At 66.9% G+C, this 21,540-nt stretch carries 21 protein-coding genes; 10 read left to right on the plus strand and 11 right to left on the minus strand.

Annotation, left to right across the window (positions count from 1 at the left end; all coding sequences use genetic code 11):
* Positions 1-2: 2 nt before the first annotated feature.
* The 3 genes from LVB87_RS01330 to LVB87_RS01340 all read right to left on the minus strand — a co-directional run bounded on the left by LVB87_RS01330 (position 3) and on the right by LVB87_RS01340 (position 1,977).
* Positions 3-635 (minus strand): prepilin-type N-terminal cleavage/methylation domain-containing protein, encoded by a 633-nt coding sequence (locus LVB87_RS01330; RefSeq protein WP_232899129.1) that lies wholly within the window; start codon positions 633-635, stop codon positions 3-5.
* Complete coding sequence (locus LVB87_RS01335; protein ID WP_232899130.1) at positions 629-1,201, minus strand: GspH/FimT family pseudopilin; 573 nt, start codon at positions 1,199-1,201, stop codon at positions 629-631. The genes LVB87_RS01330 and LVB87_RS01335 overlap by 7 nt, the downstream gene beginning before the upstream one ends.
* 131 nt (positions 1,202-1,332) lie before the next feature.
* A complete protein-coding gene (locus LVB87_RS01340) occupies positions 1,333-1,977 on the minus strand; it encodes a glutathione S-transferase family protein (RefSeq protein ID WP_232899131.1) in 645 nt (214 codons plus the stop codon).
* Between the two features lie 115 nt (positions 1,978-2,092).
* Here LVB87_RS01340 and LVB87_RS01345 point away from each other — a divergent pair, with 115 nt between their 5' ends.
* Positions 2,093-2,641 carry a GNAT family N-acetyltransferase gene (locus tag LVB87_RS01345; RefSeq protein WP_232899132.1) on the plus strand — a complete coding sequence of 183 codons (549 nt, stop codon included), beginning with the start codon at positions 2,093-2,095 and terminating at the stop codon, positions 2,639-2,641.
* Here the strand turns inward: LVB87_RS01345 and folE are convergent.
* Positions 2,638-3,246, minus strand: a complete 609-nt coding sequence (folE, locus tag LVB87_RS01350) for a GTP cyclohydrolase I (protein WP_232900408.1) — start codon at positions 3,244-3,246, stop codon at positions 2,638-2,640. The genes LVB87_RS01345 and folE overlap by 4 nt on opposite strands.
* A gap of 133 nt (positions 3,247-3,379) precedes the next feature.
* Between folE and LVB87_RS01355 the strand changes: the two genes are divergently transcribed.
* Positions 3,380-4,891: an FAD-dependent oxidoreductase gene (locus LVB87_RS01355; RefSeq protein ID WP_232899133.1), complete on the plus strand. Its 1,512-nt coding sequence runs from the start codon at positions 3,380-3,382 to the stop codon at positions 4,889-4,891.
* On the opposite strand, the gene LVB87_RS01360 is transcribed toward LVB87_RS01355, so the two are convergent.
* The gene (locus LVB87_RS01360) at positions 4,888-5,352 is read right to left on the minus strand and encodes a GNAT family N-acetyltransferase (protein WP_232899134.1); all 465 of its coding nucleotides are present in this window, start codon (positions 5,350-5,352) and stop codon (positions 4,888-4,890) included. The genes LVB87_RS01355 and LVB87_RS01360 overlap by 4 nt on opposite strands.
* Positions 5,353-5,467: 115 nt before the next feature.
* Here LVB87_RS01360 and LVB87_RS01365 point away from each other — a divergent pair, with 115 nt between their 5' ends.
* Positions 5,468-6,049 carry a TetR/AcrR family transcriptional regulator gene (locus LVB87_RS01365; protein ID WP_232899135.1) on the plus strand — a complete coding sequence of 194 codons (582 nt, stop codon included), beginning with the start codon at positions 5,468-5,470 and terminating at the stop codon, positions 6,047-6,049.
* Positions 6,033-7,463 (plus strand): nitrilase-related carbon-nitrogen hydrolase, encoded by a 1,431-nt coding sequence (locus tag LVB87_RS01370; protein ID WP_232899136.1) that lies wholly within the window; start codon positions 6,033-6,035, stop codon positions 7,461-7,463. Before LVB87_RS01365 ends, LVB87_RS01370 begins: the two co-directional genes overlap by 17 nt.
* Here LVB87_RS01370 and LVB87_RS01375 read toward each other — a convergent pair.
* The 3 genes from LVB87_RS01375 to LVB87_RS01385 form a co-directional block, all read right to left on the minus strand.
* The gene (locus LVB87_RS01375) at positions 7,453-8,682 is read right to left on the minus strand and encodes an FG-GAP-like repeat-containing protein (protein WP_232899137.1); all 1,230 of its coding nucleotides are present in this window, start codon (positions 8,680-8,682) and stop codon (positions 7,453-7,455) included. The genes LVB87_RS01370 and LVB87_RS01375 overlap by 11 nt on opposite strands.
* A gap of 232 nt (positions 8,683-8,914) precedes the next feature.
* Complete coding sequence (locus tag LVB87_RS01380; RefSeq protein ID WP_232899138.1) at positions 8,915-9,154, minus strand: hypothetical protein; 240 nt, start codon at positions 9,152-9,154, stop codon at positions 8,915-8,917.
* 112 nt (positions 9,155-9,266) lie between these two features.
* On the minus strand, positions 9,267-9,821 hold the full coding sequence (locus tag LVB87_RS01385; RefSeq protein ID WP_232899139.1) for a peroxiredoxin: 555 nt from the start codon (positions 9,819-9,821) through the stop codon (positions 9,267-9,269).
* A 67-nt stretch (positions 9,822-9,888) separates the two neighbouring features.
* Here LVB87_RS01385 and LVB87_RS01390 point away from each other — a divergent pair, with 67 nt between their 5' ends.
* A complete protein-coding gene (locus LVB87_RS01390) occupies positions 9,889-10,455 on the plus strand; it encodes a hypothetical protein (protein WP_232899140.1) in 567 nt (188 codons plus the stop codon).
* 100 nt (positions 10,456-10,555) lie between these two features.
* Complete coding sequence (locus LVB87_RS01395) at positions 10,556-12,151, plus strand: M20/M25/M40 family metallo-hydrolase (RefSeq protein WP_232899141.1); 1,596 nt, start codon at positions 10,556-10,558, stop codon at positions 12,149-12,151.
* Positions 12,152-12,170: 19 nt separating this feature from the next.
* Here LVB87_RS01395 and LVB87_RS01400 read toward each other — a convergent pair whose 3' ends face one another.
* Positions 12,171-13,328, minus strand: coding sequence for a DUF1254 domain-containing protein (locus LVB87_RS01400; RefSeq protein WP_232899142.1), 1,158 nt, complete (start codon positions 13,326-13,328; stop codon positions 12,171-12,173).
* Between the two features lie 214 nt (positions 13,329-13,542).
* Between LVB87_RS01400 and glsA the strand changes: the two genes are divergently transcribed.
* Together glsA and LVB87_RS01410 are read left to right on the plus strand one after the other, a co-directional pair.
* Positions 13,543-14,484 (plus strand): glutaminase A, encoded by a 942-nt coding sequence (gene glsA, locus LVB87_RS01405; protein WP_232899143.1) that lies wholly within the window; start codon positions 13,543-13,545, stop codon positions 14,482-14,484.
* Positions 14,485-14,502: 18 nt separating this feature from the next.
* The gene (locus tag LVB87_RS01410) at positions 14,503-16,095 is read left to right on the plus strand and encodes an MFS transporter (protein WP_232899144.1); all 1,593 of its coding nucleotides are present in this window, start codon (positions 14,503-14,505) and stop codon (positions 16,093-16,095) included.
* Between the two features lie 124 nt (positions 16,096-16,219).
* Here the strand turns inward: LVB87_RS01410 and LVB87_RS01415 are convergent, their stop codons facing one another.
* Positions 16,220-17,647 (minus strand): amidohydrolase family protein, encoded by a 1,428-nt coding sequence (locus LVB87_RS01415; RefSeq protein WP_232899145.1) that lies wholly within the window; start codon positions 17,645-17,647, stop codon positions 16,220-16,222.
* A gap of 117 nt (positions 17,648-17,764) precedes the next feature.
* Here LVB87_RS01415 and LVB87_RS01420 point away from each other — a divergent pair, with 117 nt between their 5' ends.
* Positions 17,765-18,784 (plus strand): DUF4105 domain-containing protein, encoded by a 1,020-nt coding sequence (locus tag LVB87_RS01420; RefSeq protein WP_232899146.1) that lies wholly within the window; start codon positions 17,765-17,767, stop codon positions 18,782-18,784.
* Here the strand turns inward: LVB87_RS01420 and LVB87_RS01425 are convergent.
* Positions 18,781-20,265 carry an alpha/beta fold hydrolase gene (locus tag LVB87_RS01425; RefSeq protein ID WP_232899147.1) on the minus strand — a complete coding sequence of 495 codons (1,485 nt, stop codon included), beginning with the start codon at positions 20,263-20,265 and terminating at the stop codon, positions 18,781-18,783. The genes LVB87_RS01420 and LVB87_RS01425 overlap by 4 nt on opposite strands.
* Before the next feature lie 91 nt (positions 20,266-20,356).
* Between LVB87_RS01425 and LVB87_RS01430 the strand changes: the two genes are divergently transcribed.
* Complete coding sequence (locus tag LVB87_RS01430; protein ID WP_232899148.1) at positions 20,357-21,535, plus strand: carbohydrate porin; 1,179 nt, start codon at positions 20,357-20,359, stop codon at positions 21,533-21,535.
* Positions 21,536-21,540: the final 5 nt, after the last annotated feature.

Below are 21,540 nucleotides of genomic sequence, written 5' to 3' on the forward strand. Positions count from 1 at the left end.
ACTCAGATGCCGGTGCCGACCGAACGGACGTAGACGGTCTGGCTCATCGTGCGGTTGACGGCGGCGACGTTCGCGTCGCTGTCGACCAGGTGCCCGGTGATGGTGACGTCGAACTGGCGCACCACGTTTTCATCCGTGGCCAGCGGTGGCGTGCTCGACGTCGTCGTCGGGGTGAAGGTGAGGCTGGTGATCTGGACCTGGGCGGAACCGATCGGCGTGGGCGTTCCCGCGGGCGTGCAATTCGCCGGGCGGTTCACCGAACCTTGCAAGGTGATGCGCCCGTTGTTGTCCAGGCGCACGATGTGCCACGGGCCATCGACGGCACCGTCGTAGGCATACACGATGCAGCTCCCGTTGACGCTCATGGCGCCGAACGGATTGCCGCCGACGGCCAGCGCGGTCGTCAGCGGATCGCCGACGCCGCGCGCACGGCGCAGGTCGCTGGCCACCACCGCCAACGTGGCGCGCAGTTCCTGGTTGAGCCGCGTGGACTGCAGCGTCTGCCGGTTGGAACGGATGATCGACAGCACGAGCGCGAGCACGGCGGTCATCACGATCAGACCGAGCGCGAGCGCGACCATCATTTCGATCAGGGTGAAGCCGCGTGCCGGCTTCCGGAGGCGGGCGGTCAGCATGACGGCAGGCTCGACATCGTGGGCTTGCCCGCCGGCGTGCAGGCACTCGCCTGCCCCAGCGGATTGACCTGCACCTGCACGTCGTACTTGCCGCTCTGCGAGGTGAGCGTGATCTGCCGCGCACCCATCGGGACGAGCACGCCCATGTTGCTGTCGAAGGTCATGTTCGCGGGCAGCGCACCGATCGACACGGTGGGATGCGCACCGGATTCCACCGCGTAACGCGTGCCGTCGATCAGGCATTGCGTACTGTCCGTGCAATCGCAGGCCGCGGCCGTGGCGGCGGGCGCGCCACCGGTAGGCGGCGTTGCGCCGTTGCCGCCGGCGCACCAGTTGGTGCCGGTGCCCTGCAGCGAGATGCTGACGTCGAGGTCATGCTTGACCGCTTCGGCGCGCGCGTTGCTGACCAGGCTGACGAGGTCTTCCGCTGCGTTGCGCACGCGACCACGCTCGAAGAAGTCTCTGAACGACGGTACGGCGACCAGCGCCAGGATGATCAGCACCATCACCGCGACCATCAGTTCGACGAGCGTGACCCCGGGGGAAGGGTTCGCTGGACGATGCATGATGTACTCGCTTTGCGCGCAGGGGATTCGCGCTTGATGGAGGCTACGTTGCGCGATGCCTCTTCACGGGCACCCAACGGACGGACGGGCTCGTTCGTGGGACAAGCGAGTGTTGCGATGCGGAAGTCGCGCTAGCTCTGCAGTTCGCGCACCGAATGCGGATCGACTGAATAGGGATGCACGACGCCGTCGAAATCCGGCTGGGCTTCGATGCGCGCGACCCATTCACGAAGGCGTGAATATGGCGTGAGCGCGATCCCGGCTTCTTCCGCGCGGCTGGCGTAGGCGAACAAGGCGATGTCCGCGATGGTGTATGCGTCGCCTGCGATGAAGGGGTGGCTGGCGAGCAACGTATCCAGGATGTCGAGCGCGCGCAGTCCCGCCTTGCGCTTGGCCGCCACGAGTTCCGCCGAACGCCGTTCGAGCTTGCCGGTCATCGTCCAGTGGCGCAGTGCGCCGATGGTCGATTCGACGTTCTCCTGCTCGAACGACAACCATTGGTGCACCTTCGCGCGCGCGTACGGTTCGCTCGGCAGGTAACGCGTTCCGTCGGCGAGGAACGCCAGGATGGCGTTGGATTCGGCGAGCGCGCGGCCGTCGTCCAGGCGGATCGCCGGCACGCGGCCGGTGGGATTCAGCGCGAGGAAGCCGGGCGACTGCCCTTCCCCTTCGAAGATCGACACCTGCTGCGTGGCGTGGGGAATCCCGAGGTGGGCGAGCAACTGGCGGACTTTCCAGGCGTTGCGCGAAGGGAGGTAGTCGAACAGCGTGAGCATCGGCGTTGGTCCGTGTCGGTGGAGGCGCAGTGTCGGTTCGACGCGTCGCGTGCGATATCCGAATCCTGCGCCGTGGCGTATAACGCGCACTCCCTCGCAGCCGCTTCCGGAGCCCATGGCGCATTCCGACGAGACGCATTCCGATGAGGTCAGGATCGTGCCGGTCGCGCAGGACGACGCGGCCGCATTGTCTGCGCTGTGCCGCGCGATCTATCCCCAGTTCTACACGCACCTCTGGGACGACGAAGGGGCCTGGTACACGGAGGCGACCTATGGCGTTGCGACGCTGCAATCCGAACTGGCAGCCCCGAACTCGCGCTTCTGGTACCTCGAAGTCGATGGCCAGCGCGTCGGCTATCTCAAGCTGAACCTCGCGCGCGACCTCGCCGGCGAACCCGGCGGTCTGGAGATCGAACGCATCTACTTGCTGCGCGAGTTTACCGGGCAAGGGCTGGGTGGACGCCTGATGGCCTTCTCGCTCGACGTCGCCCGCGGACTGCACCGGCGCTATGCCTGGCTGCACGTCATGGACAGCAGCGAGGAATCGATTGCGTTCTACACACGCCTGGGCTTCACGATCGTCGGCGAGACCATGCTTCCCTTCGACCACATGCTCCCGCACTACCGGCGCATGTGGCGGATGCGCAAAGCGCTGGACAATTAGGCCAGCGCGTCAAGAATGTCGCGCCGCCACGGTTCCTGTTCGAATTGCCCGAGCAGTCGCCGCGTCACCATCGCGACGCCATGCATGCGCGCACCGCGCGAACCGATGCACTCGTGCGCCGCCTTGATCACCACCGCGACGCCGCGCGGTTGCAACACGCGACCCAGCGTATCGGCGATCTCCGCCGTCAGCCGCTCCTGGATCTGCAGGCGCCGGCCGTAGGCATCCACCAGGCGCGCGAGCTTGGAGATCCCCACCACGCGCTTGCCCGGCAGGTAGGCGACGTGCACCACGCCGCGGATCGCGGCCATGTGGTGTTCGCACACCGATTGCAGCGGGATGTCGCGCAGCAACACGATGTCGTCGTAACCGCCGGTTTCCTCGAAGGTGCGGCTGAGGATGCGCGCGGGGTCGAGGCGATAGCCGCCGAACCATTCCTCGTAGGCGCGCACGACGCGCGCGGGCGTCTCGTGCAGGCCCTCGCGCGCCGGTTCGTCGCCGGCCCAACGGATGAGCGTGCGCACCGCGTCCTCCGCCTCTTCGCGTGAAGGGCGCGCGGCCGGTTGGGCCGCCGGCTGCGCCAGGGAACGTTCAATGAGTTGCAGCGGGTCGTCGAGCACGACGCATACCTCGAAACAGGTGGGCCTGTTCGAATGGATGCACCAGTGCGGCAGCGGTTCCCGGGAACCGGCCCCTGCCCGCTGCATCCAATCCATTGCACCGACGAGGAGAACGACGATGGGCCACTCCGACACGCCGCCGCCAGGGCCGGATTTCGCGCAAGGCGTCGCGTTGTCGAGCGTGCCCGCAGCGGGCGTGCTCGCGGGGCATGTCGACGGCGAAGCGGTGTTGCTCGCGCGCCTGGACGACGGCCTCCACGCCGTGAGCGGCACATGCACGCATTGGAGCGGCACCCTCGGCGAGGGGCGCGTCGAAGGCGATGTCGTCCACTGCCCCTTGCACCACGCCTGCTTCAGCCTGCGCACGGGGCGGGCACTGAAAGCACCGGCCTTCGCGCCGCTCGATACGTGGTGCGTCGAGGTCGAGGGCGACAAGGTCTTCGTGCGTGCGAAGCAGGACATCGCCGGGACCCGCGCGCCAGGCACGCAGGCCCATCCGCAACGCATCGTGATCGTCGGCGGTGGCGCGGCGGGGTTCGCGGCCGCCACGCGCCTGCGCGAACTGGGCTTCGAGGGTGCGCTGACGATGTTGAGCGCCGACCACGATCCGCCGTGCGATCGACCCAACCTGTCGAAGGATTTCCTGGCCGGCAACGCGCCGCCCGAGTGGATTCCGTTGCAGCCGGATTCGTATTACACCGAACGGCGCATCGACCTGCGCCTGCGTTGCGACGTCAGCGACATCGATACGACCGCGCGCGAAGTGGTCACCGGCGCCGGCGAACGCTTCGGCTACGACGCGCTGCTCCTTGCCACGGGCGCGGAACCCGTGCGCCTGCCCACGCCGGGATTCGATCGTCCCAACGTCTTCATGTTGCGCACGCTGCAGGATGCGAGCGCAATCGTGGCGGCCGCGAAGAGCGCAAGGACAGTGGCACTCGTCGGCGCGGGCTTCATCGGCATGGAGGCCGCCGGGGCGTTGCGCGCGCGCGGCCTCGACGTGCATGTCATCGCGCGCGAAGAAGTACCGCTGGAACGGGTGTTCGGGCGCGACTTCGGCAACGGCATCACCGATCTGCATCGCGCACATGGCGTCAACATCCACCTGAAAGCCACGGCGGCGTCGTTCGACGGGGCGTCGCTCACGCTCGAAGACGGCGCGCGCATCCCCGCGGACCTGCTGATCGTCGGCGTCGGCGTGAAGCCGCGCACGCAACTCGCCGAACGCGCGGGTTTGCAGGTGCAGGACGGCATCCTCGTCGACGCGCTGCTGCAAACCTCGACGCCGGGCATCTGGGCCGCAGGCGACGTCGCGCGCTATCCGCTCGGCGAAGGTCGCGCGAGGATCGAACATTGGGTGCACGCCGAACGCCAGGGGCAAACGGCGGCGGCGAACATGCTCGGCGCGAAGCAGGTGTTCGACGATGTGCCCTTCTTCTGGACGTACCACCAGGGCCACGAATTCCGCTACACCGGGCATGCGGAGCAATGGGACGACCTGCGCGTCGACGGCAGCGTGCCGGACGGCGATTGCACGGCGCGCTTCTATCGCGGGGGACGCTTGCTGGCCGCTGCGTCGGTCGGGCGCGACGTGGAAAACCTCGAGATCGAGGCGCAATTGCGGGGTTAGGGCGCCAGCACCTTGCGATACACGATGAAACCGGTGGGCGCTGCGAGCGTGTCGTAAAGCCGGCGCGCAGTCGCGTTGGCCTCCTGCGTCTGCCAATACACCTTCGGCAAGCCCTGCGTCCGCGCGAACGCGTACACCGCTTCGATCAATGCACGCCCGACCCCTGCGCCGCGCACCGCATCGTCGACAAAGAGATCCTGCAGGTAGCAGTTGTCCTGCACCTGGATGGTGCTCCGATGCAGCACGACGTGGGCGAGGCCCACCAGCGCACCTCCTTTCTCCGCAACGAATCCAAGCACGGGTTCGGCCGGATCCAGCAGGCGCGACCAGGTCGTCGCGTTGATGGCGTCGGACAGCGCCGTCGCGCCCAGCCGCCCGTAGAACGCGTTGTAGCCGGACCAGAGCGCCGACCACTGCGCCTGATCGGCGGACGACAAGGGACGAACCATGAGATCGGACATGCGTTGGCCATTCCGCGAGGCGGACCGACAGGATGCTGCCCGCCCGATGCGCGCGCAATTGCACTTTGACGGGAGGGACTTGCGCCCCCGCCCAGACCATGTATACGCTGTATACATGCCCGACCCGACCACCGCCGAACGCATCGTCCTGGCCGCCCGCGAGCTCCTCGAGCGCGAGGGTGTCGGCGCCGTTTCGATGCGTCGCGTCGGCGACGCGGTGGGCATCACGCCGATGGCGATCTACCGGCATTTCCCGGATCGCGAGGCGCTGCTGCAACGGATCAGCGATGACGCCTTCGGGGAGATCGCGCGCCAATGGGCGGCCGCTTCGCGCAAGGGCACGCCGCTCGCGCGCCTGCTGGCCGTGCATCGCAACTACCTCGACTACGCGTTGGCGCACCCCCACCTGTTCGATTACGTGTTCTCCAGTGCGCACACCGGGACGCGCCAGTTCCCCGAGGACATGCGCGCGCATCGTTCGCCCACGCTCAACGTCGTCGCCGACCTGGTGCAGGCCGCGATGGACGAAGGCGTGCTGCGACGCGACGACGTGTGGGAGATCGTCATGACCTTCTGGGCGCATTCGCACGGATTGATCGCGCTCTACCGCGCCGGCCGCTTCAGCTACGACGCCCCGGCGTTCCGCCATTTCTACGATGCCTCCCTGCGGAGATTGATCGATGGACTCAAGGCCTGAAACGAATTTCCGGCGCACGCTGTTCGCGGCGTGCGTCGCCGTTGCGATCTCCGCCACCGCATGGTGGTTCGGCACGGGCTTGCAGCCGATCTGGTGGATGACGTGGATCGCGCCGATGCCGCTGCTCTGGCTCGCGACGCGCTTCCCGCTGCGCGTGTGGATGCCCGCGACGCTCATCGCGCCCATGCTCGGCAGCTTCAACCTGTGGTCCTACCTGCACGACAAGCTGCACCTGCCGGCGAGCGTGCTGGTCCAGCTCATCGTCCTGCCGGCCTTGGTCGCCACGCTGCTCGTTGCGCTCTTTCGTGCATGGATCCGTCGAGGGCGGCCGTTGCACGCGGCATTGGCGACGGCGGCGGCCGCCACGGCCATCGGCTTCGCAAGCGCTGCGTCCTCGCCCCACGGCACCTGGGGCGACATCGCCTACACGCAGATGGATGCGGTGTGGGTGATCCAGATCGCGGCGCTCACCGGTTTGTGGGGCATCGGGTTCGTCCTGTGGTGGGTTGCGGCATGCGTCGTCGCGGCGACGGCGCCTGCGTTGCCGCGCAAGGCGCGCATGCAGGCCGGCCTCGGTGCGGTCGGCATGCTCGCGATCAGCCTGGGCTTCGCGGCGTGGCGGCTCGCCGTGCCTGCGCCTGATGCCGAAGCGCGCGTGGGCCTGCTGGCCGTCGATGGCCCCATTCGCGCGGATGTCGACACCCCGGTCGGCGCATCGTTGTTGCGACGCTACGTCGCCGGCATCGATCGCCTGGCCGATGCGGGCGCGAACGTCGTCGTGTTGCCTGAAACGGTGTTCTCCGCCTCGCAGACCCGCATCGCACCGCTGGCCGACGTGGCCCGCGCGCGCGGCGTGCGTTTGGTGGCCGGCGTCGACCATCGCATCGCGCCGAGCGAAGAACGCAACACGGCCGTCGCCTTCGTGGCAGACGAGACGTTCGCCTACGCGAAGCAACATCTGTTGCCCGGGCTCGAATCGCAGTACCAGCCTGGCAATGCGCGCCTGTCCTTGCCGGGCACGCCCCGCATGGCGCTGGCGATCTGCAAGGACCTGGACTTCAGCCACATCGGCCGCGACAACGCCGGCACGCAATTGCTGCTCGCACCGGCGTGGGACTTCGGCGTGGATGGTTGGCTGCACGCGCGCATGGCGATGTTGCGTGGCGTGGAGAACGGATTCGCATTGGCGCGCACGGCGCGCGATGGACGCATGACCTTGAGCGACGATCGCGGGCGCGTGGTGGTGGATGCTTCGGCTGCGGGCGACGTCGCGTCCGCGATCGGCACCCTGCCCTTGCGTTCCACGCGCACGCTCTATGCGCGATGGGGCGACTGGTTCGCCTGGGTGTGCGCGGCGGCCAGCGTGGTGTTGCTGGCCGCGTTGCTCGTGCGACGGGGCGCCGCTACTCGGTGAACCCGACCACGGTCCACGTCTTCGCCGCCACCGTCGAGACAGCCTGCGTCATCGCCGAATTCGCCGACAGCCAGATGACGTTGGCGCCGGTGTTGGAATTGCGCCACAGGACGTCCGCGCGACGGTCGCCGTTGTAGTCGCCCGACGCCACGATCTTCCACACCGCGGGAACGGTGGCCACGGACTGTGTGGTCGCCGAGTTGCCCGCACGCCAGATCACGTTCGCGCCCGAGCTGATGTTGCGCCACAGGATGTCCGACTTGCCGTCGCCGTCGTAGTCGCCGGAGCCGGCCACGGTCCAGACCTGGCCCGCCACCGTCGTGACGGCCATGGTCGTCGCCGAATTCGCGGCACGCCAGATCACGTTGGCGCCGGTCGCACTGTTGCGCCACAGGATGTCCGACCTGCCGTCGCCGTCGTAATCGCCCGAGCCCACGATGTGCCAGACACTCGCGATCGTCGGCATCGCGGTCGCGGTGGTGGAGTTCCCCGAGCGCCAGATCACGCCCTGGCCGGTCGTGACGTTGTGCCACAGGATGTCGGCGCGGTGGTCGCCGTCGTAGTCGCCCGAGCCGGCCACTTGCCAGGCCGTGCCGGCCACGCGGCCGACGGCCAGCGACGCGGCGGAGCTGCCCGCGCGCCAGATCACGTTCACGCCGGAGCTGGCGTTGCGCCAGAGGATGTCCGACTTTCCGTCGCCGTCGTAATCGCCCACGCCCACCACTTGCCACGGCGGGACGGCGGTCGTCACTGCGGTGGTCGCGTTCGAAGCACCCGAGCGCCAGATCACGTTGGCCCCCGACGCTGTGTTGCGCCACAGGATGTCGGAACGTCCGTCGCCGTTGAAATCGGATTTGCGCGACATGACCGCCGGCGCGCTGATGGTGATCACGCCCGACATGCCGACGCCATTCGGCCCGCCATGTTCGTCGCAGAAGAACCGCACGGTGCCCGCCGTCGGGAACGCGACGACCGCCGACCAGGCCGCGCTGCTCAGGTTGCCGTTGCCACCTGCGCCGTCGCATCCGTTTGCGCAACGGAACGCAGTGATCGCGCCGGGATCGGAGCGCGCGTTGTGGAAGCCGCCGCCGTTCTGGAACGTCACCGTATCGCCGGCCGCAATGGTCAGCGTGTTGGGCGTGAACGTGCGGTTCGCGTTCGCCGTCACGACGTGGTTGGCGGCGGACGCCGTCGCCGACAGCACCAGGCCGGCGGCCAAGGCCGAACCGAGGGTCCCGGCATTCGCAAACGCTGATCCCTTCGCTCGCATGGCGCACCTCGCGTCTTGGCCCGATGTTCCGGGCCGAATTAGGAGGGCACCACCGCTTCGATTGCGTGAACACGCCACCGACGAGCTGCCCCGACGGCACGTGCATATCGGTTGGACGCGGATTGGTTCATCGGCGCCGCCCGGCGGTTAAAACTTCGTTGCCGGGCGGGGGGGGCAAGGATTACGCGGTCGCGCCGGATTTCGCCTTGCGCGGCGGATTGGCGGGCGCGGGATGCGTCCCTTCCGAGGCCGCGATGTGCTTCAGCGTGCAGGTATTCCCGAGCTTTTCGATCACGCCACCTGCCTCTTCGAAGGCGGTCAGGTCCGCGGCGATGCTTTCGTGCGTGGGTTCGCGATTCGCCTTCGCGAGGGGCTTGCGGGCGAACAGGTGCCCTGTGTTGCCGGGCGTTTTCACAGCCATGGTGTCGTCCTGAGTTCCGGAACAGAGCTGCACGGAGGCTCGGGACACGACGCGAGGCACGGGGCCGGTCGAGTGCCGGCCCACTATACAGGGCGAACGTGAATGCCTTCGATCAGTGGGCCGGGGCCGGCAGGGCCTTCACCGCATCGAGGGTTTCCTTCACGTGCATGTTCGGATTGAGGTCCGAATACACGTGCGCGATGTTGCCCGAGGGCGCGATCACGTAGGACGTCCGGTTCGACCACTCGGGCTTCTGCGACAGGATCGCGTCGTATTGCTTGGCGATTTTCGCGCCCGGATCGGCCGCGACCGGGAACTTGCCGCCGCAGTGCTCGGTTTCCTTCGAGAACGCGGCGAGCTCGCTCGTGTTGCCCGCGGTGACGCCGATGACCGTGGCGTGCTGCGCCTTGAAGTCGTCGATGGCTTCGGAGAACAGGTGCGCTTCCAGGTTGCAGCCCGGGGTATGGGCCGCGGGGAAGAAGTACAAGACCACCGGGCCCTTCTTCAGTGCATCGGCGAGGCTGAAGGTGAAGGGTTTGCCGGCGAGGTAGGCCGGGGCGCTGAAGTCGGGCGCCTTGGTGTCGACCTTCAGGGCGGCGAAGGACGGTGCGGCGAACGCGGCGACGGCGATGGCGCAGGAGGCGGCAAGCTTGAGCACGGGCTTCATGGCGGTCCATTCCTCGTGGGGTACGCGACAGCATAATGCGCCCCGACCGCCGCTGCAGGACGACGCCTTGGAACACCTCGCCCACCTCTCCACCTTCGTCTCGCTGATCTACGGATTGGGCGTGGCCAACGTGCTGGCGCACCTCGCCTCGCTCATCAAGCGTGGCAAGCGCGCCGACTGGTACTGGGTCCACACGCTGTGGAGCGCGTTCCTGCTCCTGGCGATGGCGAGCTTCTGGTGGTTGCTGCAGAACTGGGCCCGCGTGCCGCACATCAGCTACCTCACCTACCTGAGCATGCTGCTGATTCCTTCGCTGTTGTTCATGCTGTCGGACCTGCTGTTCCCCGATCGCGGCGAAGGCGCGGTGAACCTCAAGGCGCATTTCTTCGCGATCAAGCGCCCGCTGTTCCTGCTCCTGTCCGCCCTGGTCGCCGCCGACACGCTCGACTCCGTGCTCAAGGGTTGGCAGCACATGCGGGAGCTGGGGCCCCTGTACTGGAGCGCGCAGGTGTTCTTTTTCCTCGGCTGCCTAGTCTGCGCCCGCTCCGGCAGCGAGCGCGTGCAGGGCGCGTTCGCGGTCGTGACCTTCGGGCTGTATCTCGTCGGGATCAGCAACGCGCTGGCATCGGTCTGACCGGACCTGCGTCACGGTTGACATGACTGATGGGCCAGCGGTCGGGGCCGGTGGGGGTGGCAAACTCGCTTCTTTGTCGCGTTTCCACAGGGGAAAACCAATGAAGCGAGTGCTGCTGGCGGCTACCGTCGCCATGCTGGTCGGCGGGCTGCACGCCGAAGAACGTGTCGACCTGTCGATGACGGGTCGGATCCGCACCGAGGCCTTCCAACGCTCGCAGGTGATGCCGCTGCTGACGCACCTCACCGAGGACATCGGTCCGCGCCTCACCAATTCGCCGGCGATGGCGAAGGCCAATGCCTGGACGCGTTCGAAGTTCAACGAATGGGGCCTGGCGAACGTGCACGACGAAGCCATGAGCGAACCGTTCGGCCGTGGCTGGGAGTTCCGCTCGGCGAGCATGGAGATGCTGGGCCCGCGCGCGTTCCCGCTGCATGCGCTGCCGAAGGCGTGGACTCCGGGCACCAACGGCCCCGTGGAAGGCGAAGCGATCGCCGCCAAGCTCGAAAAGAAGGAAGACCTTGAGAAGTTCAAGGGCAAGCTGAAGGGCAAGATCGTCTTCCTCAGCGAAGCGCGCGCGTACAAGCCGGGCGAGAAGCCCGACTGGAACCGCGAGACCGACGACACGCTCCACGCGATGAAGGACTTCACCGTTCCCGCGGACCAGAAGCCGGAAGCGAAGAACGAAGCGCGCGAGCGCCGTCTGCAGCGCCTGGAATTCGCGCCGCTGCTCAACAAGTTCCTGGTCGATGAAGGCGCGGTCGGTTCGGTGAGCCAGAGCAGCTGGGACAACGGCGTGATCGTCGTGTCCGGTGGCGGCTCGCGCAAGGCGGGCGAATCCGTCGGCGTGCCCTCGATGGCGATGGCCGCCGAGCACTACAACGCCGTGATGCGCGCGCTCGACCGCAAGGAAACGGTGCGTCTGCGCATGAACGTGGATGCGAACTTCACCAGCGACACCGACCAGCCGGCCTACAACACCATCGCCGAAATCCCGGGCACCGGTCCGCACCGCAACGAAGTGGTGATGATCGGCGCGCACATGGATTCCTGGCATGGCGGCACGGGCGCGGCGGACAACGGCGCGGGCGTGGCGGTGATGATGGAAGCGATGCGCATCCTGAAGGCCGTGGGCGCCAAGCCCGATCGCACGATCCGCGTCGCGTTGTGGACGGGCGAGGAACAGGGCCTGCTGGGTTCGGCCGATTACGTCTCGCGCCACTTCGGCCATTTCCCCGAGCCGACCGATCCGAAGGAAAAGGCGCTGCCGGCGTTCCTGCGCACCTCGCGCGGCCAGCTGCAGCCGACGGGCGAGTACAACAAGCTCGCCGCGTACTTCAACGTCGACAACGGCGGCGGCAAGATCCGCGGCGTGTACGCGCAGGAAAACATGGAAGCTGCGCCGATCTTCGAGCAGTGGCTGACGCCGTTCAACGACGTCGGCGCCACCGTCGTCACCCAGCGCAACACCGGCAGCACCGACCACATCTCCTTCGATGCGATCGGCCTGCCCGGCTTCCAGTTCGTGCAGGATGGCCTGGACTACTTCACCAACGTCCACCACACCGATCTGGACGTGCTCGACCACATCGTGCCGGAAGACCTGAAGCAGGCTTCGGCGATCGTGGCGTCGTTCGCGTACGACGCGGCGATGCGTCCGGAAAAGCTGCCGCGCAAGCCGGTCGCTGCGGAGTAATCCCGATACGCGCAGCCGGTCAACCGACCGGCTGCGCTTCCGGGAATTTCCAGGTGCCGTCGAGGATCTGCGGCTTCGACCGGTACAGGCGCACCATGTAATTCCAGCCCGGCGCGATCGGCAGGCAGTTCGGGATCTTCCCGTCGCAGCCGCCGAACTGGATGTCGATCCCGCCGTCTGCGTTCTTCTTCGCCGTGATGTTGTTGAGCGTGTACGCGTTGTAGTCGTTCTTCTCGTAGTAGCCCTTCGCGTTGTAGACGCTGATCGACCAGAAGCCGTCGACGGGCACGTCCTTCACGCTGAGCTTGTAGATCGTCTTGCCGTCGTTCTTCTCCGGCGTGACGTTGAGGTACAGCGCGTCCTTTTCCGGATTGCCACCCCAGGCCGACGCCGACGCGACCAGGTGGCGCACGGGATCCACCTTGCCGCGCGGGCCGAACGCGCCCTTGGTATCCGGCATCGATTCGGACAAGGTCAGCAGCGCGTCGCGGATCTTCTTCTGGCTGACCGGATCCCAATTGGGGATCTCGAACGTGCCCGGCTTGTCCTGCTTGACGACGATCTTGTCCTGCAGCGCGTTGGCTTGCTTCACGTCCTCCGGATCATCGGGATTGACGAGCGTGCGGATTCCGGTGGCGACGTAGCGCGTGCCGATGTCCTTTCTCGTGAGCGTGTGCGTGCCCGCGCCGTAGTACACGTTCGGCACATGCTCGTCTTCGTCGATGATCTGCAGCGCCTGGAAGCGCTTGCCGGGGTCGGGCATTGTGATCGTGACCGGCCCGGCATCCAGGTCGAACACGCCGATCGAATACAGCGTGTCGCGATTGCCACGCACGACGAACTGCTGGTCGACGCCCATCAACTCGCGATGGTGCAGCAACTTGGAGAACGCATTGTCCTTCACCGCCGTGTTGGCGAAGTACGAGTCGGTCTCGGCGCGGGCGAAATTATCCACGGTGACCGGCATCAGCGGCCCCTTCTTCACCGCAGCGATGGCGGCGGTATCTTCGGTGGCGCCTTCGGCGACTGCGGTCGTGGCGGCCGTCACGGCAGCGGCGACCGACTTTGCGGCGGACTCGGCAGTCGCCGCGGCGTTGGCCGCCGTCTCCGGCGCCTTGTTGCAGCCGGCGATGGTGAGCAGTGCGGCGGCGAGCGGAAGCAAACGGTTCGTCTTCATGGCGATATGTCCAGACTGCGTATGGATGAGCCCGATTCGAGTCTCATGTTCGACGGCGGCACCGATGGGCGGCATCAGTGATTCGTGCACTTCCAGCCAGTAGAACTACGCAAGGCGCAGGCGACACCGTCTCGCACAATGGCGCGGACTTCGCTGCTGGGCGCCGCGTCGCATGGAATCGGTACACGCGAACCCGTTCGTTTCGACAGGGACCTTGCCACCCGTCGATCTCGTCACCGAGCTGGTGCTCGAGGCGCATGCGCGTTTCGGCGAGGTGACGCTCGGACAGAATTCGCAGGTCTATCCCGCGCTCGCGCGCGTGCCGGCCGAACTGTTCGGAATCTGCGTCGTGTCCGTCGACGGGCGTGTGTTCTCCGCCGGCGATGCGGAGCACACGTTCACCATCATGAGCGTGTCCAAGCCGTTCGTGTTCGCGCTGGTATGCGACCTGATCGGCGCGACGGGCGCGCGTGAACGCTTGGGTGCCAACGCCACGGGCTACGCGTTCAACTCGTTGGCGGGCATCGAACGCACCGGCGATGGCCGCACCAATCCGATGGTCAATGCGGGCGCGATCGCGACAACCAGCCTGGCCCCGGGCGACACCGAAGCGGACAAGTGGCGCTTCCTGCACGAAGGCCTGTCGCGCTTTGCCGGACGCACGCTCTCCGTCAACGACGAAGTGTACGAATCGGCATCGAAGACGAATTTCCGCAATCGCAGCATCGCGTGGATGTTGGAAAGCATGGGCCGCCTGTATTGCGACCCCGCGCTGGCGACGGAGCTGTACACGCGACAGTGTGCGCTGGATGTCAGCGCGAAGGACCTTGCCGTGATGGGCGCGACGCTCGCCCACGGCGGCTTCAACCCGGTGACGCGCGAACAGGTCGTCAAACCCGAGGTCTGCCATCCCGCACTCGCCGTGATGGTCACCGCAGGCCTCTACGAAACCTCGGGCGACTGGCTCTACGAGATCGGCCTGCCGGGCAAGAGCGGCATCGGCGGCGGCATCGTCACCGTCTCGCCCGGCAAGGGCGGGCTGGGCACGTTCGCGCCGCCGCTGGATGAAGCAGGCAACAGCGTGCGCGGGCAACTGGCGGCGCAGTTCCTCTCGCAACGCCTCGGACTCGACTTGCTGGTGTCGTCGCCCGACTGATCCAGCTGGAGCATCGCCATGGCAGAAGCAAAAGCCTCGTGGATCCCGATGATCGCCATCGCCTTCGGGCAGGCCATCATGTCGTTCAACGTGGCGTCCTTGCCGGTCGCATTGGGCGGCATGGTCGAAAGCTTCGGCGTCGCGCCGACGGTGGTGGCCACCGGCATCGTCGCGTATTCGATGATCGTCGCGGGCTTCGTCATGTTGGGTGCGAAGCTCGTGCAGCGCTTCGGCGCGCTGCGTGTGTTCCGCTTCGCGGTGATCCTCTTCGGCGTGGGCCAGGTGCTCATGACGATCAGCCCCAACGCCACCGCGATGATCACCGCGCAAGCGATCTGCGGCGCGGCGGGCGCGGTCATCGTGCCCTCGCTCGTGGCGCTGATCGCGGAAAACTATTCGGGCACGCAGCAAGCGAAGGCGCTGGGGGCGTTGGGCTCTGCGCGCGCCGGTGCCGGCGTGCTCGCGTTCCTGATCGGCGGCGTGCTCGGCACCTACATCGGGTGGCGGCCCGTGTTCGGCATCCTCGTGGCCGTCTCCGCGTTGGTGCTCGTGCTGAGCCTCAAGCTCAGGCCGGACCACGGGCGCCCCGACGTGAAGATCGATTTCGTCGGCGTGCTGTTCGCGGCGACCGCAATCATCCTCATCAGCTTCGGCTTCAACAACCTCAATCGATGGGGCATGGCGCTCGCGCGCCCGGGCGCGCCCTTCGACATCGTCGGGCTGTCGCCGGCGCCGGTGATGATCGTCGTCGGCATCGTGCTGGGGCAGGCGTTCTTCTTGTGGACGCGCCGCCGCGAAGCCCAGGGTCGCACGCCGCTGCTCCCCTTGTCGGTGCTCGAATCCCCGCAGGAGCGCGCGGCCGTCTACGCCATGTTCTCCGTGGTCGCACTCGAAGCCGCGCTCAACTTCTCCGTGCCGCTGTACATCCAGATCGTGCAGGGCCGCTCCCCGCTGGCGACCGCCGTCGCGATGCTGCCGTTCAACCTCACCGTCTTCTTCGCCGCGATGTTCATCGTGCGCTTCTACGACCGCCTCACCCCCCGCCGGATCGGCCTGTTCGGCTTCGGGCTGTGCGCCACCGCGCTGTTGTGGCTGGCGTTCGTGGTGCACAACGACTGGAGTTCGGTGCCCGTGTTGTTCGGCCTGATCCTGTTCGGCATCGGCCAGGGTTCACTGGTGACGTTGCTCTTCAACGTGCTGGTCACGTCGTCACCCAAGGAACTTGCGGGCGACGTGGGCTCGTTGCGCGGTACCACCAACAACCTGGCTGCCGCGGTGGGGACGGCGGTGGCGGGTGCGTTGCTGGTGGGTTTGTTGAGTTCGGCGGTGGTGCGGCAGCTTGCGCAGAATCCGACGTTGCCGATCGAGGTCCAGTCGGAGGTCAATCTCGACAACATCACGTTCGTCAGCAACGATCATCTGGAGGAGGTGATCGGGCGGACGAGTGCTTCGCCTGAGCAGAAGGCGGAGGCGTTGCGGATCAACACGGAGTCGCGATTGCTCGCGCTGAAGATCGGGTTCTGCATCATGGCGGGGTTGGCGTTGCTCACGATGCTGCCTGCGTCGCGGTTGCCTGCGTATCGGCCGGGGGAGATTCCGGCGGACGACTGAGTTTGTTGCTGCACAAGACGGGCGTTCCGCCGCGAGCCGTCGTGTGCTCCTCGACGGGAGCTTGCTGTATGTGAGCGGCGAGGAGCACACGGCAGCTCGCGGCGGACCGCCCGTCTAGTGGAGATCAAGGCTTAGCAGCAGCCAGTGTGTTCTTGAAAACCTGCCCGTTCTTCATGATCACCAGGAACTTGTTCTGCGGATCCGCGACCAGCTTGATGTTCTCGATCGGATTACCGTCGACCAACAACAAGTCCGCCAACGCCCCCTCCTGCACACGCCCCAACACCCCAGGATAAGGATTGCGCTTCCCCGAAAGCTGCAGCAGATCCGCATTCGTACTGGTCGCCATCGTCAACGTCTCCGCGGGCGTGTACCAACGCGTCAGGCTCGCCAGGATCGCACCCTGCTTCGTCGCGAGCGCCCGGGAGAACAACACGTCGGTGCCGAAGGCCACCTTGATGCCGAGCTTCTTCGCAAGCTTGTAGGCATTGTCATTGCCGGCAAAGACTTCCTGCGCCTTGTTCCACTCGTTAGAACCCTTCGGGAAGGCATCGGCCAGCTCATCCGGGAACGGCTGCATGCTCAACCAGACGCCCTTGTTCTTGACGAGCTGCGCGGTGGGCTCGTCCATCAGGCTGCCGTGCTCGATGCAGGTCACGCCAACGTCGATCGCCTGGCGCATCGCTTCGGACGTGTACGCATGCACCGTGACGTAAGTGCCCCAATTCTTTGCGGCTTCGACGGCCGCACGCAGTTCTTCCGGCGTGAACGTGATCGCGTCGAGCGGGCTGTTCGGTGACGACACGCCGCCGCCGGCAGTGAGCTTGATCTGCGAGGCGCCTTGCGCGAGCTGTTCGCGCACGCGCATGCGGACTTCGTCCGGGCTGTCCGCGATCATCGCTTCGCCGCTGGCTTCCTGGTGCGACAGCGGGCCGCCGATCACCCGGGGAAATTGGTTGGCGCTGCGGAAGTCGCCATGGCCGCTGGTCACGGAGATCATCGCGCCCGAGGGATAGATGCGCGGCCCGGGGAGTTGGCCTTCGTCGACGGCGCGCTTGAGCGCGAAGGACGAGCCGCCCACGTCGCGCACGGTGGTGAATCCGCGCATCAGCGTCCGGGTCGATTCGGCCGCGGCGAGGATGTTGATGTAGCCGTTGTCCGCGGTCTCGACTTCCGCGAGCGGGGCAACCGCGAACATGGAATGCCAGTGCATGTCGATCAGGCCAGGCATGAGCGTGCGCCCTGCCCCGTCGATCACCGTGGTGCCCGCTTCCGGCGCGATGTCCGCGGTGGAGATGCGCTCGATGTGGTTGCCGCGCACGAGCACGTTGCTGGCGGCCGACAAGTCCGTGCCCGTGCCGCTGAAGATGCGGACGTTCTTGAAGAGCGTCGTGGTCCCTGTCGCCGCTGGCGGCGGCGTATTGGGTTGGGCCTTCGCCGCCTGCAGCTCTGCAACACCTGCGGTCGAAGAGGTGCCTTCCTGCTCCTTTGGGGTGCAACCGAGCACCGCCATGGACACCAGGACCGCCATGAGGATTCGTCGGTTCGACATGCACATGTCCTGTCAGCGGCGGCAATCAGATCATTGAGTGGCACGGGCCGTTAACGAAAGGTGTTGCAGGAATGAGGATCACGGCGCGTTAACCGGCATGCGTATGCTCGCCACCACATGGAACGCCACCGCGCCACGCCGTCGCTTGCACGCCGCGCACCGCTGCGGTGGATGACTCATCTGTTCCTCGCCGCCTGCGTCGTCTGGGCGTTCCTGGGGATCGGCTATGCGCCGCTGGGCATCGCACCGGTGCGGTGGATCGTCGCCACGATGTTCCTGCTGTTCGCAGGCTGGTCGCTGTGGAAGGAACGGTGGCGCTGGCCTGCATGGATCGCGCTCGCGCTCATCGCCTTCGTGTTCGGGAGCCGTTGGCTCATCCATCCCTCGCTGCATCGCGACTGGACGCCCGAGGTCGCCGTCATGCCGCACGTACGGATCGACGGCGACCGCGTGCACATCACGGGGTATCGCGACTTCCATTACCGCGGCACGGACGACTTCGACATCCACTACGAAGAGCGGGAACTGCGGTTGTCCGATCTGCAATCCATGGATTTCTTCGTGTCCTATTGGTGGCCGGGGCCGGTGGCGCACACCTTCGTCAGCTTCGACTTCGCCAATGCCGATCCGGTGGCGGTGTCGATCGAGACGCGCCCCGAAGTGGGCGAAGGCTTCGACCCGATCGCCTCGATGTTCCGGCGCTTCGAACTGATCTACGTGGTGGGCGACGAGCAGGACATCGTCGGCGTGCGCACGAACTACCGGCACGAAGATGTCTACCTGTATCGCACCAACACGTCGCCGGAGGCCGCGCGGCGCCTGTTCCAGGTGTACGCCGAGCGCATCAACGCGCTCGCGGTCCGCCCCGAGTTCTACCACCTGCTGAGCAACAGCTGCACGATCAACATCGTGCGCTACGCGAACCGCGCTGGCCGCACGGGCCCGCTGGACTACCGCCATGTGTTGAACGGCTACAGCGATCGCTACCTGTATCGCAGGGGCTTCATCGATACATCCCTGCCCTTCGCCGATCTGCGCGCGATGTCCCGCATCAACGCCAAGGCCGAGGAGGCCGCGGATTCGCCCGAGTTCTCCCGCCGCATCCGCGAAGGACTGCCGGTGCCGGCAGCGCGCTAGCGCAAGTCCGAGAACACCTCGATGCGTTCGACCATGTACGCGTGGAACGGATTCCAGCTCAGCCGGTTGAGGCTGTCCTGCGACACCGCGAGCGTGTTGCGTTCGCCGCGAACCGCGATGGTGCCGAGCTGCAGCGCCCAGCGCGAAGCACGCTGGTTGCCGTAGAGCGGATCGTCGGCCGGGAACGGGACGGCGATGTGCGACAGGGAATAGATGTCGGGCGGATAACGCAATCCCGTCGGTTGCACCTGCACTTCCGTCGCGCCCGGTGCCCGCGATCGCGCCACGACGGTCGGATCGTCTTCCGAGGCCGCGCCCAGCACCGTCAGCGCATAGCGGCGCGTCGACACGGCGAGCGCGTCGCGCGACCACGCCGTCGCCGATTCGCGGAGGATCGGTTCCATGGCGCGCGAACGATTGACGTCGAACAACACGAGCTCGCTGCCGTTGGCGGGCAGCGCATCGAACAGCTGCGTCATCACGGCGGACGCGGTGACCGTGTCATCGACCACGGACTGGAACGCCAGGATCGGGGGCACCTTCCCCATCGCGCCATGCGCCGCCACGTCGGCGATCGCCGTTCGCAGCTCGCTCGTGACCAGGAACGACTCGCGCGCGGCGCGCACGGGGAACGAGTTGTACTTGAAGGCGTTGAACTCCGGCAGCAGGTCCAGCCACGCGGCCCTCGCGTAGCGACCGAGCAAGGCCGGCCAGGCCGCGATACCCGCGAAACGTGCCGCCGCGTTGACCTCGATCATCGGCGAGAGCAGGACGACGCGTTGCACGTCGCTGGGCTCGCCTCGGGCGATGCGCCGCATGACGTGCAGGGTCGCGAGGGCGCCGCCGTTCGAGTAGCCCACCAGGTGCACGGGCAAGCGACCGCCTGCGCGCCGCGTCGCTTCGGCCATCGCCATGTCGACGGCGGCCTCCCATTCCACGCGGCCTTCGCGTGTCAGGCCGGCGGGCACGGTGCCGTGCCCTGGCAAGCGCGGCACGAGTGCGATGAAGCCGTGGTCGCGATACACCATCGCGAGGCTGCGCATGCTGTACGGCGAATCGGTCAGGCCATGCAGCAGCACCACCACGCCGCGCGGTGCGCCTGCGGGCGCGAGTTCGAAGGAGCGATTCCAATCGCGCCCATAGGCCAGCGGCGACGCGCGTCCGCCATCGAGGTAACGATTGAGCGGCGTGCGATCCGAAGGATTCATCTTGCGCTGCAGGCCGTCGTGCACCTGCTCGAACATGCGCGATTCCGCCGCGACGTACTTCGCCCAACCGCCGCGCCGGATCGCGTCCGCATCGAGCTCGACCGGTGCGAGCGTGTGCCACGGCCGCAGCGGCGGGCCCTGCGTGGATTGCCACGCACGCAAGCCGACGATGGCGAGCAGCAGCAGGATCGCGAGGGTCGCGAGCTTGCGCGCCACGCCGCCGATGCCGCCGATCGCGCGGCGCAGCAGTGAAGGATGGCCCGGGGTCCCCATGGCCGGCACGATACCAAGTCCCGCTGCAGGTAGAACTGCTGTAGGTAGAACTACTGAAGCCGGCGCACGAACGTGGCGGGATACTGCGCGCATGGATCGAACTCTTCGGTTCGCATGCTCGCTGGCGCTCGCGCTCGCGGCGACCCCCGCGCTGGCATCGGGGGAAGGCACCCCCAGGTTCACCGCGCGCGTGGTGTTCACCAACTTCGGCACCGCTCAACTCGCGGGCGATGGCGACACGGACGCGTGGTTCGCCGGCAAGGTCGATGCGTACCTGACGGTGCGTGGCTGGGAAGGCTTCACCCTGGACCTGCAACCCGAATACACCTACGGCCGCAATCCCAACGGCAGCGGCAACGGTGCGTTGCTGCCGGTCAACACGGCGGCCGCCTTCCCGATCAACAACAAGGCCGACTTCGACATGGCCCTGAGCGTGAGCCAGCGCATCGACAATGCGACGCTCACGATCGGCAAGATCAACATGGTCACGCGTGCGGCCGCCACGCCCATTCTCGGCGGCGGCGGTCGTGAAGGCTTCCAGGCCCTGCAACTGGCCGCGCCGGTGTCGTTCAACACGCCACCGATGGTGCTCGGCGGTTTGCTCGTGGTGCCGACGGCGCGCGCGCAAGTGGTCATCGGCTTGTGGGATGCGCAGGACGCCACCAATCGCACCGACCTGCACGATGCGTTCCAGAACGGCGTTTCAGGATTCGCCACCGTCACCTTGCGCAAGCCATGGCGTGGACGCATGGGCTTCCACAGCTTCACGGTGGGCGGCACGACCGAGCGCAGCCTGGATCTGCGCTCCATTCCCGAACTGATCTTCCCGCCGGGCACGGGCGGTGCCACGCCCAGCCAACGCGAAGGGGGATGGCAGGTGCGTTATGCGTTCCAGCAATTCGTGCGGCAGGATCCCGCGCAACCGCTGCGCGGCTGGGGCGTGTTCGGTTACGCGAGCCTGTGGGACGGCAACCCGACACTCGGGCGCTGGTCGATGGGGCTGGGGGTGGCGGGCAATCCCTCGTTCACCGCGGCGCGCCCCGACGATCGCTTCGGCATCGGCTACTACCGGTTCGCGCCCAGTTCCACGCTCAAGCGCGGCCTGGCGCCCGTGTTCTCGGTCGGCGACGAACAAGGCCTGGAGCTGTTCTACACCTTCGCCTTCAGCGCGCACTTCCTGCTGACGGCGAACGTGCAGTTCATCGATCCCGCGCCTGGGGGATACGCCAACGACGTGTTCGCGGGCCTGCGCACCAACATCCAGTTCTGAGCGTG

Origin of the sequence: Lysobacter sp. KIS68-7 (assembly GCF_021284745.1) — a bacterium.
In the GTDB taxonomy this organism is placed as follows: Bacteria; Pseudomonadota; Gammaproteobacteria; order Xanthomonadales; family Xanthomonadaceae; genus Noviluteimonas.

Coding starts and splice junctions, on each gene's coding strand:
- LVB87_RS01330 (WP_232899129.1), bottom strand. CDS start 635: ATGCTGACCGCCCGCCTCCGGAAGCCGGCACGCGGCTTCACCCTGATC.
- LVB87_RS01335 (WP_232899130.1), bottom strand. CDS start 1,201: ATGCATCGTCCAGCGAACCCTTCCCCCGGGGTCACGCTCGTCGAACTG.
- LVB87_RS01340 (WP_232899131.1), bottom strand. CDS start 1,977: ATGCTCACGCTGTTCGACTACCTCCCTTCGCGCAACGCCTGGAAAGTC.
- LVB87_RS01345 (WP_232899132.1), top strand. CDS start 2,093: ATGGCGCATTCCGACGAGACGCATTCCGATGAGGTCAGGATCGTGCCG.
- LVB87_RS01355 (WP_232899133.1), top strand. CDS start 3,380: ATGGGCCACTCCGACACGCCGCCGCCAGGGCCGGATTTCGCGCAAGGC.
- LVB87_RS01360 (WP_232899134.1), bottom strand. CDS start 5,352: ATGTCCGATCTCATGGTTCGTCCCTTGTCGTCCGCCGATCAGGCGCAG.
- LVB87_RS01365 (WP_232899135.1), top strand. CDS start 5,468: ATGCCCGACCCGACCACCGCCGAACGCATCGTCCTGGCCGCCCGCGAG.
- LVB87_RS01370 (WP_232899136.1), top strand. CDS start 6,033: ATGGACTCAAGGCCTGAAACGAATTTCCGGCGCACGCTGTTCGCGGCG.
- LVB87_RS01380 (WP_232899138.1), bottom strand. CDS start 9,154: ATGGCTGTGAAAACGCCCGGCAACACAGGGCACCTGTTCGCCCGCAAG.
- LVB87_RS01385 (WP_232899139.1), bottom strand. CDS start 9,821: ATGAAGCCCGTGCTCAAGCTTGCCGCCTCCTGCGCCATCGCCGTCGCC.
- LVB87_RS01395 (WP_232899141.1), top strand. CDS start 10,556: ATGAAGCGAGTGCTGCTGGCGGCTACCGTCGCCATGCTGGTCGGCGGG.
- LVB87_RS01400 (WP_232899142.1), bottom strand. CDS start 13,328: ATGAAGACGAACCGTTTGCTTCCGCTCGCCGCCGCACTGCTCACCATC.
- LVB87_RS01410 (WP_232899144.1), top strand. CDS start 14,503: ATGGCAGAAGCAAAAGCCTCGTGGATCCCGATGATCGCCATCGCCTTC.
- LVB87_RS01415 (WP_232899145.1), bottom strand. CDS start 17,647: ATGTCGAACCGACGAATCCTCATGGCGGTCCTGGTGTCCATGGCGGTG.
- LVB87_RS01420 (WP_232899146.1), top strand. CDS start 17,765: ATGGAACGCCACCGCGCCACGCCGTCGCTTGCACGCCGCGCACCGCTG.
- LVB87_RS01425 (WP_232899147.1), bottom strand. CDS start 20,265: ATGGGGACCCCGGGCCATCCTTCACTGCTGCGCCGCGCGATCGGCGGC.
- LVB87_RS01430 (WP_232899148.1), top strand. CDS start 20,357: ATGGATCGAACTCTTCGGTTCGCATGCTCGCTGGCGCTCGCGCTCGCG.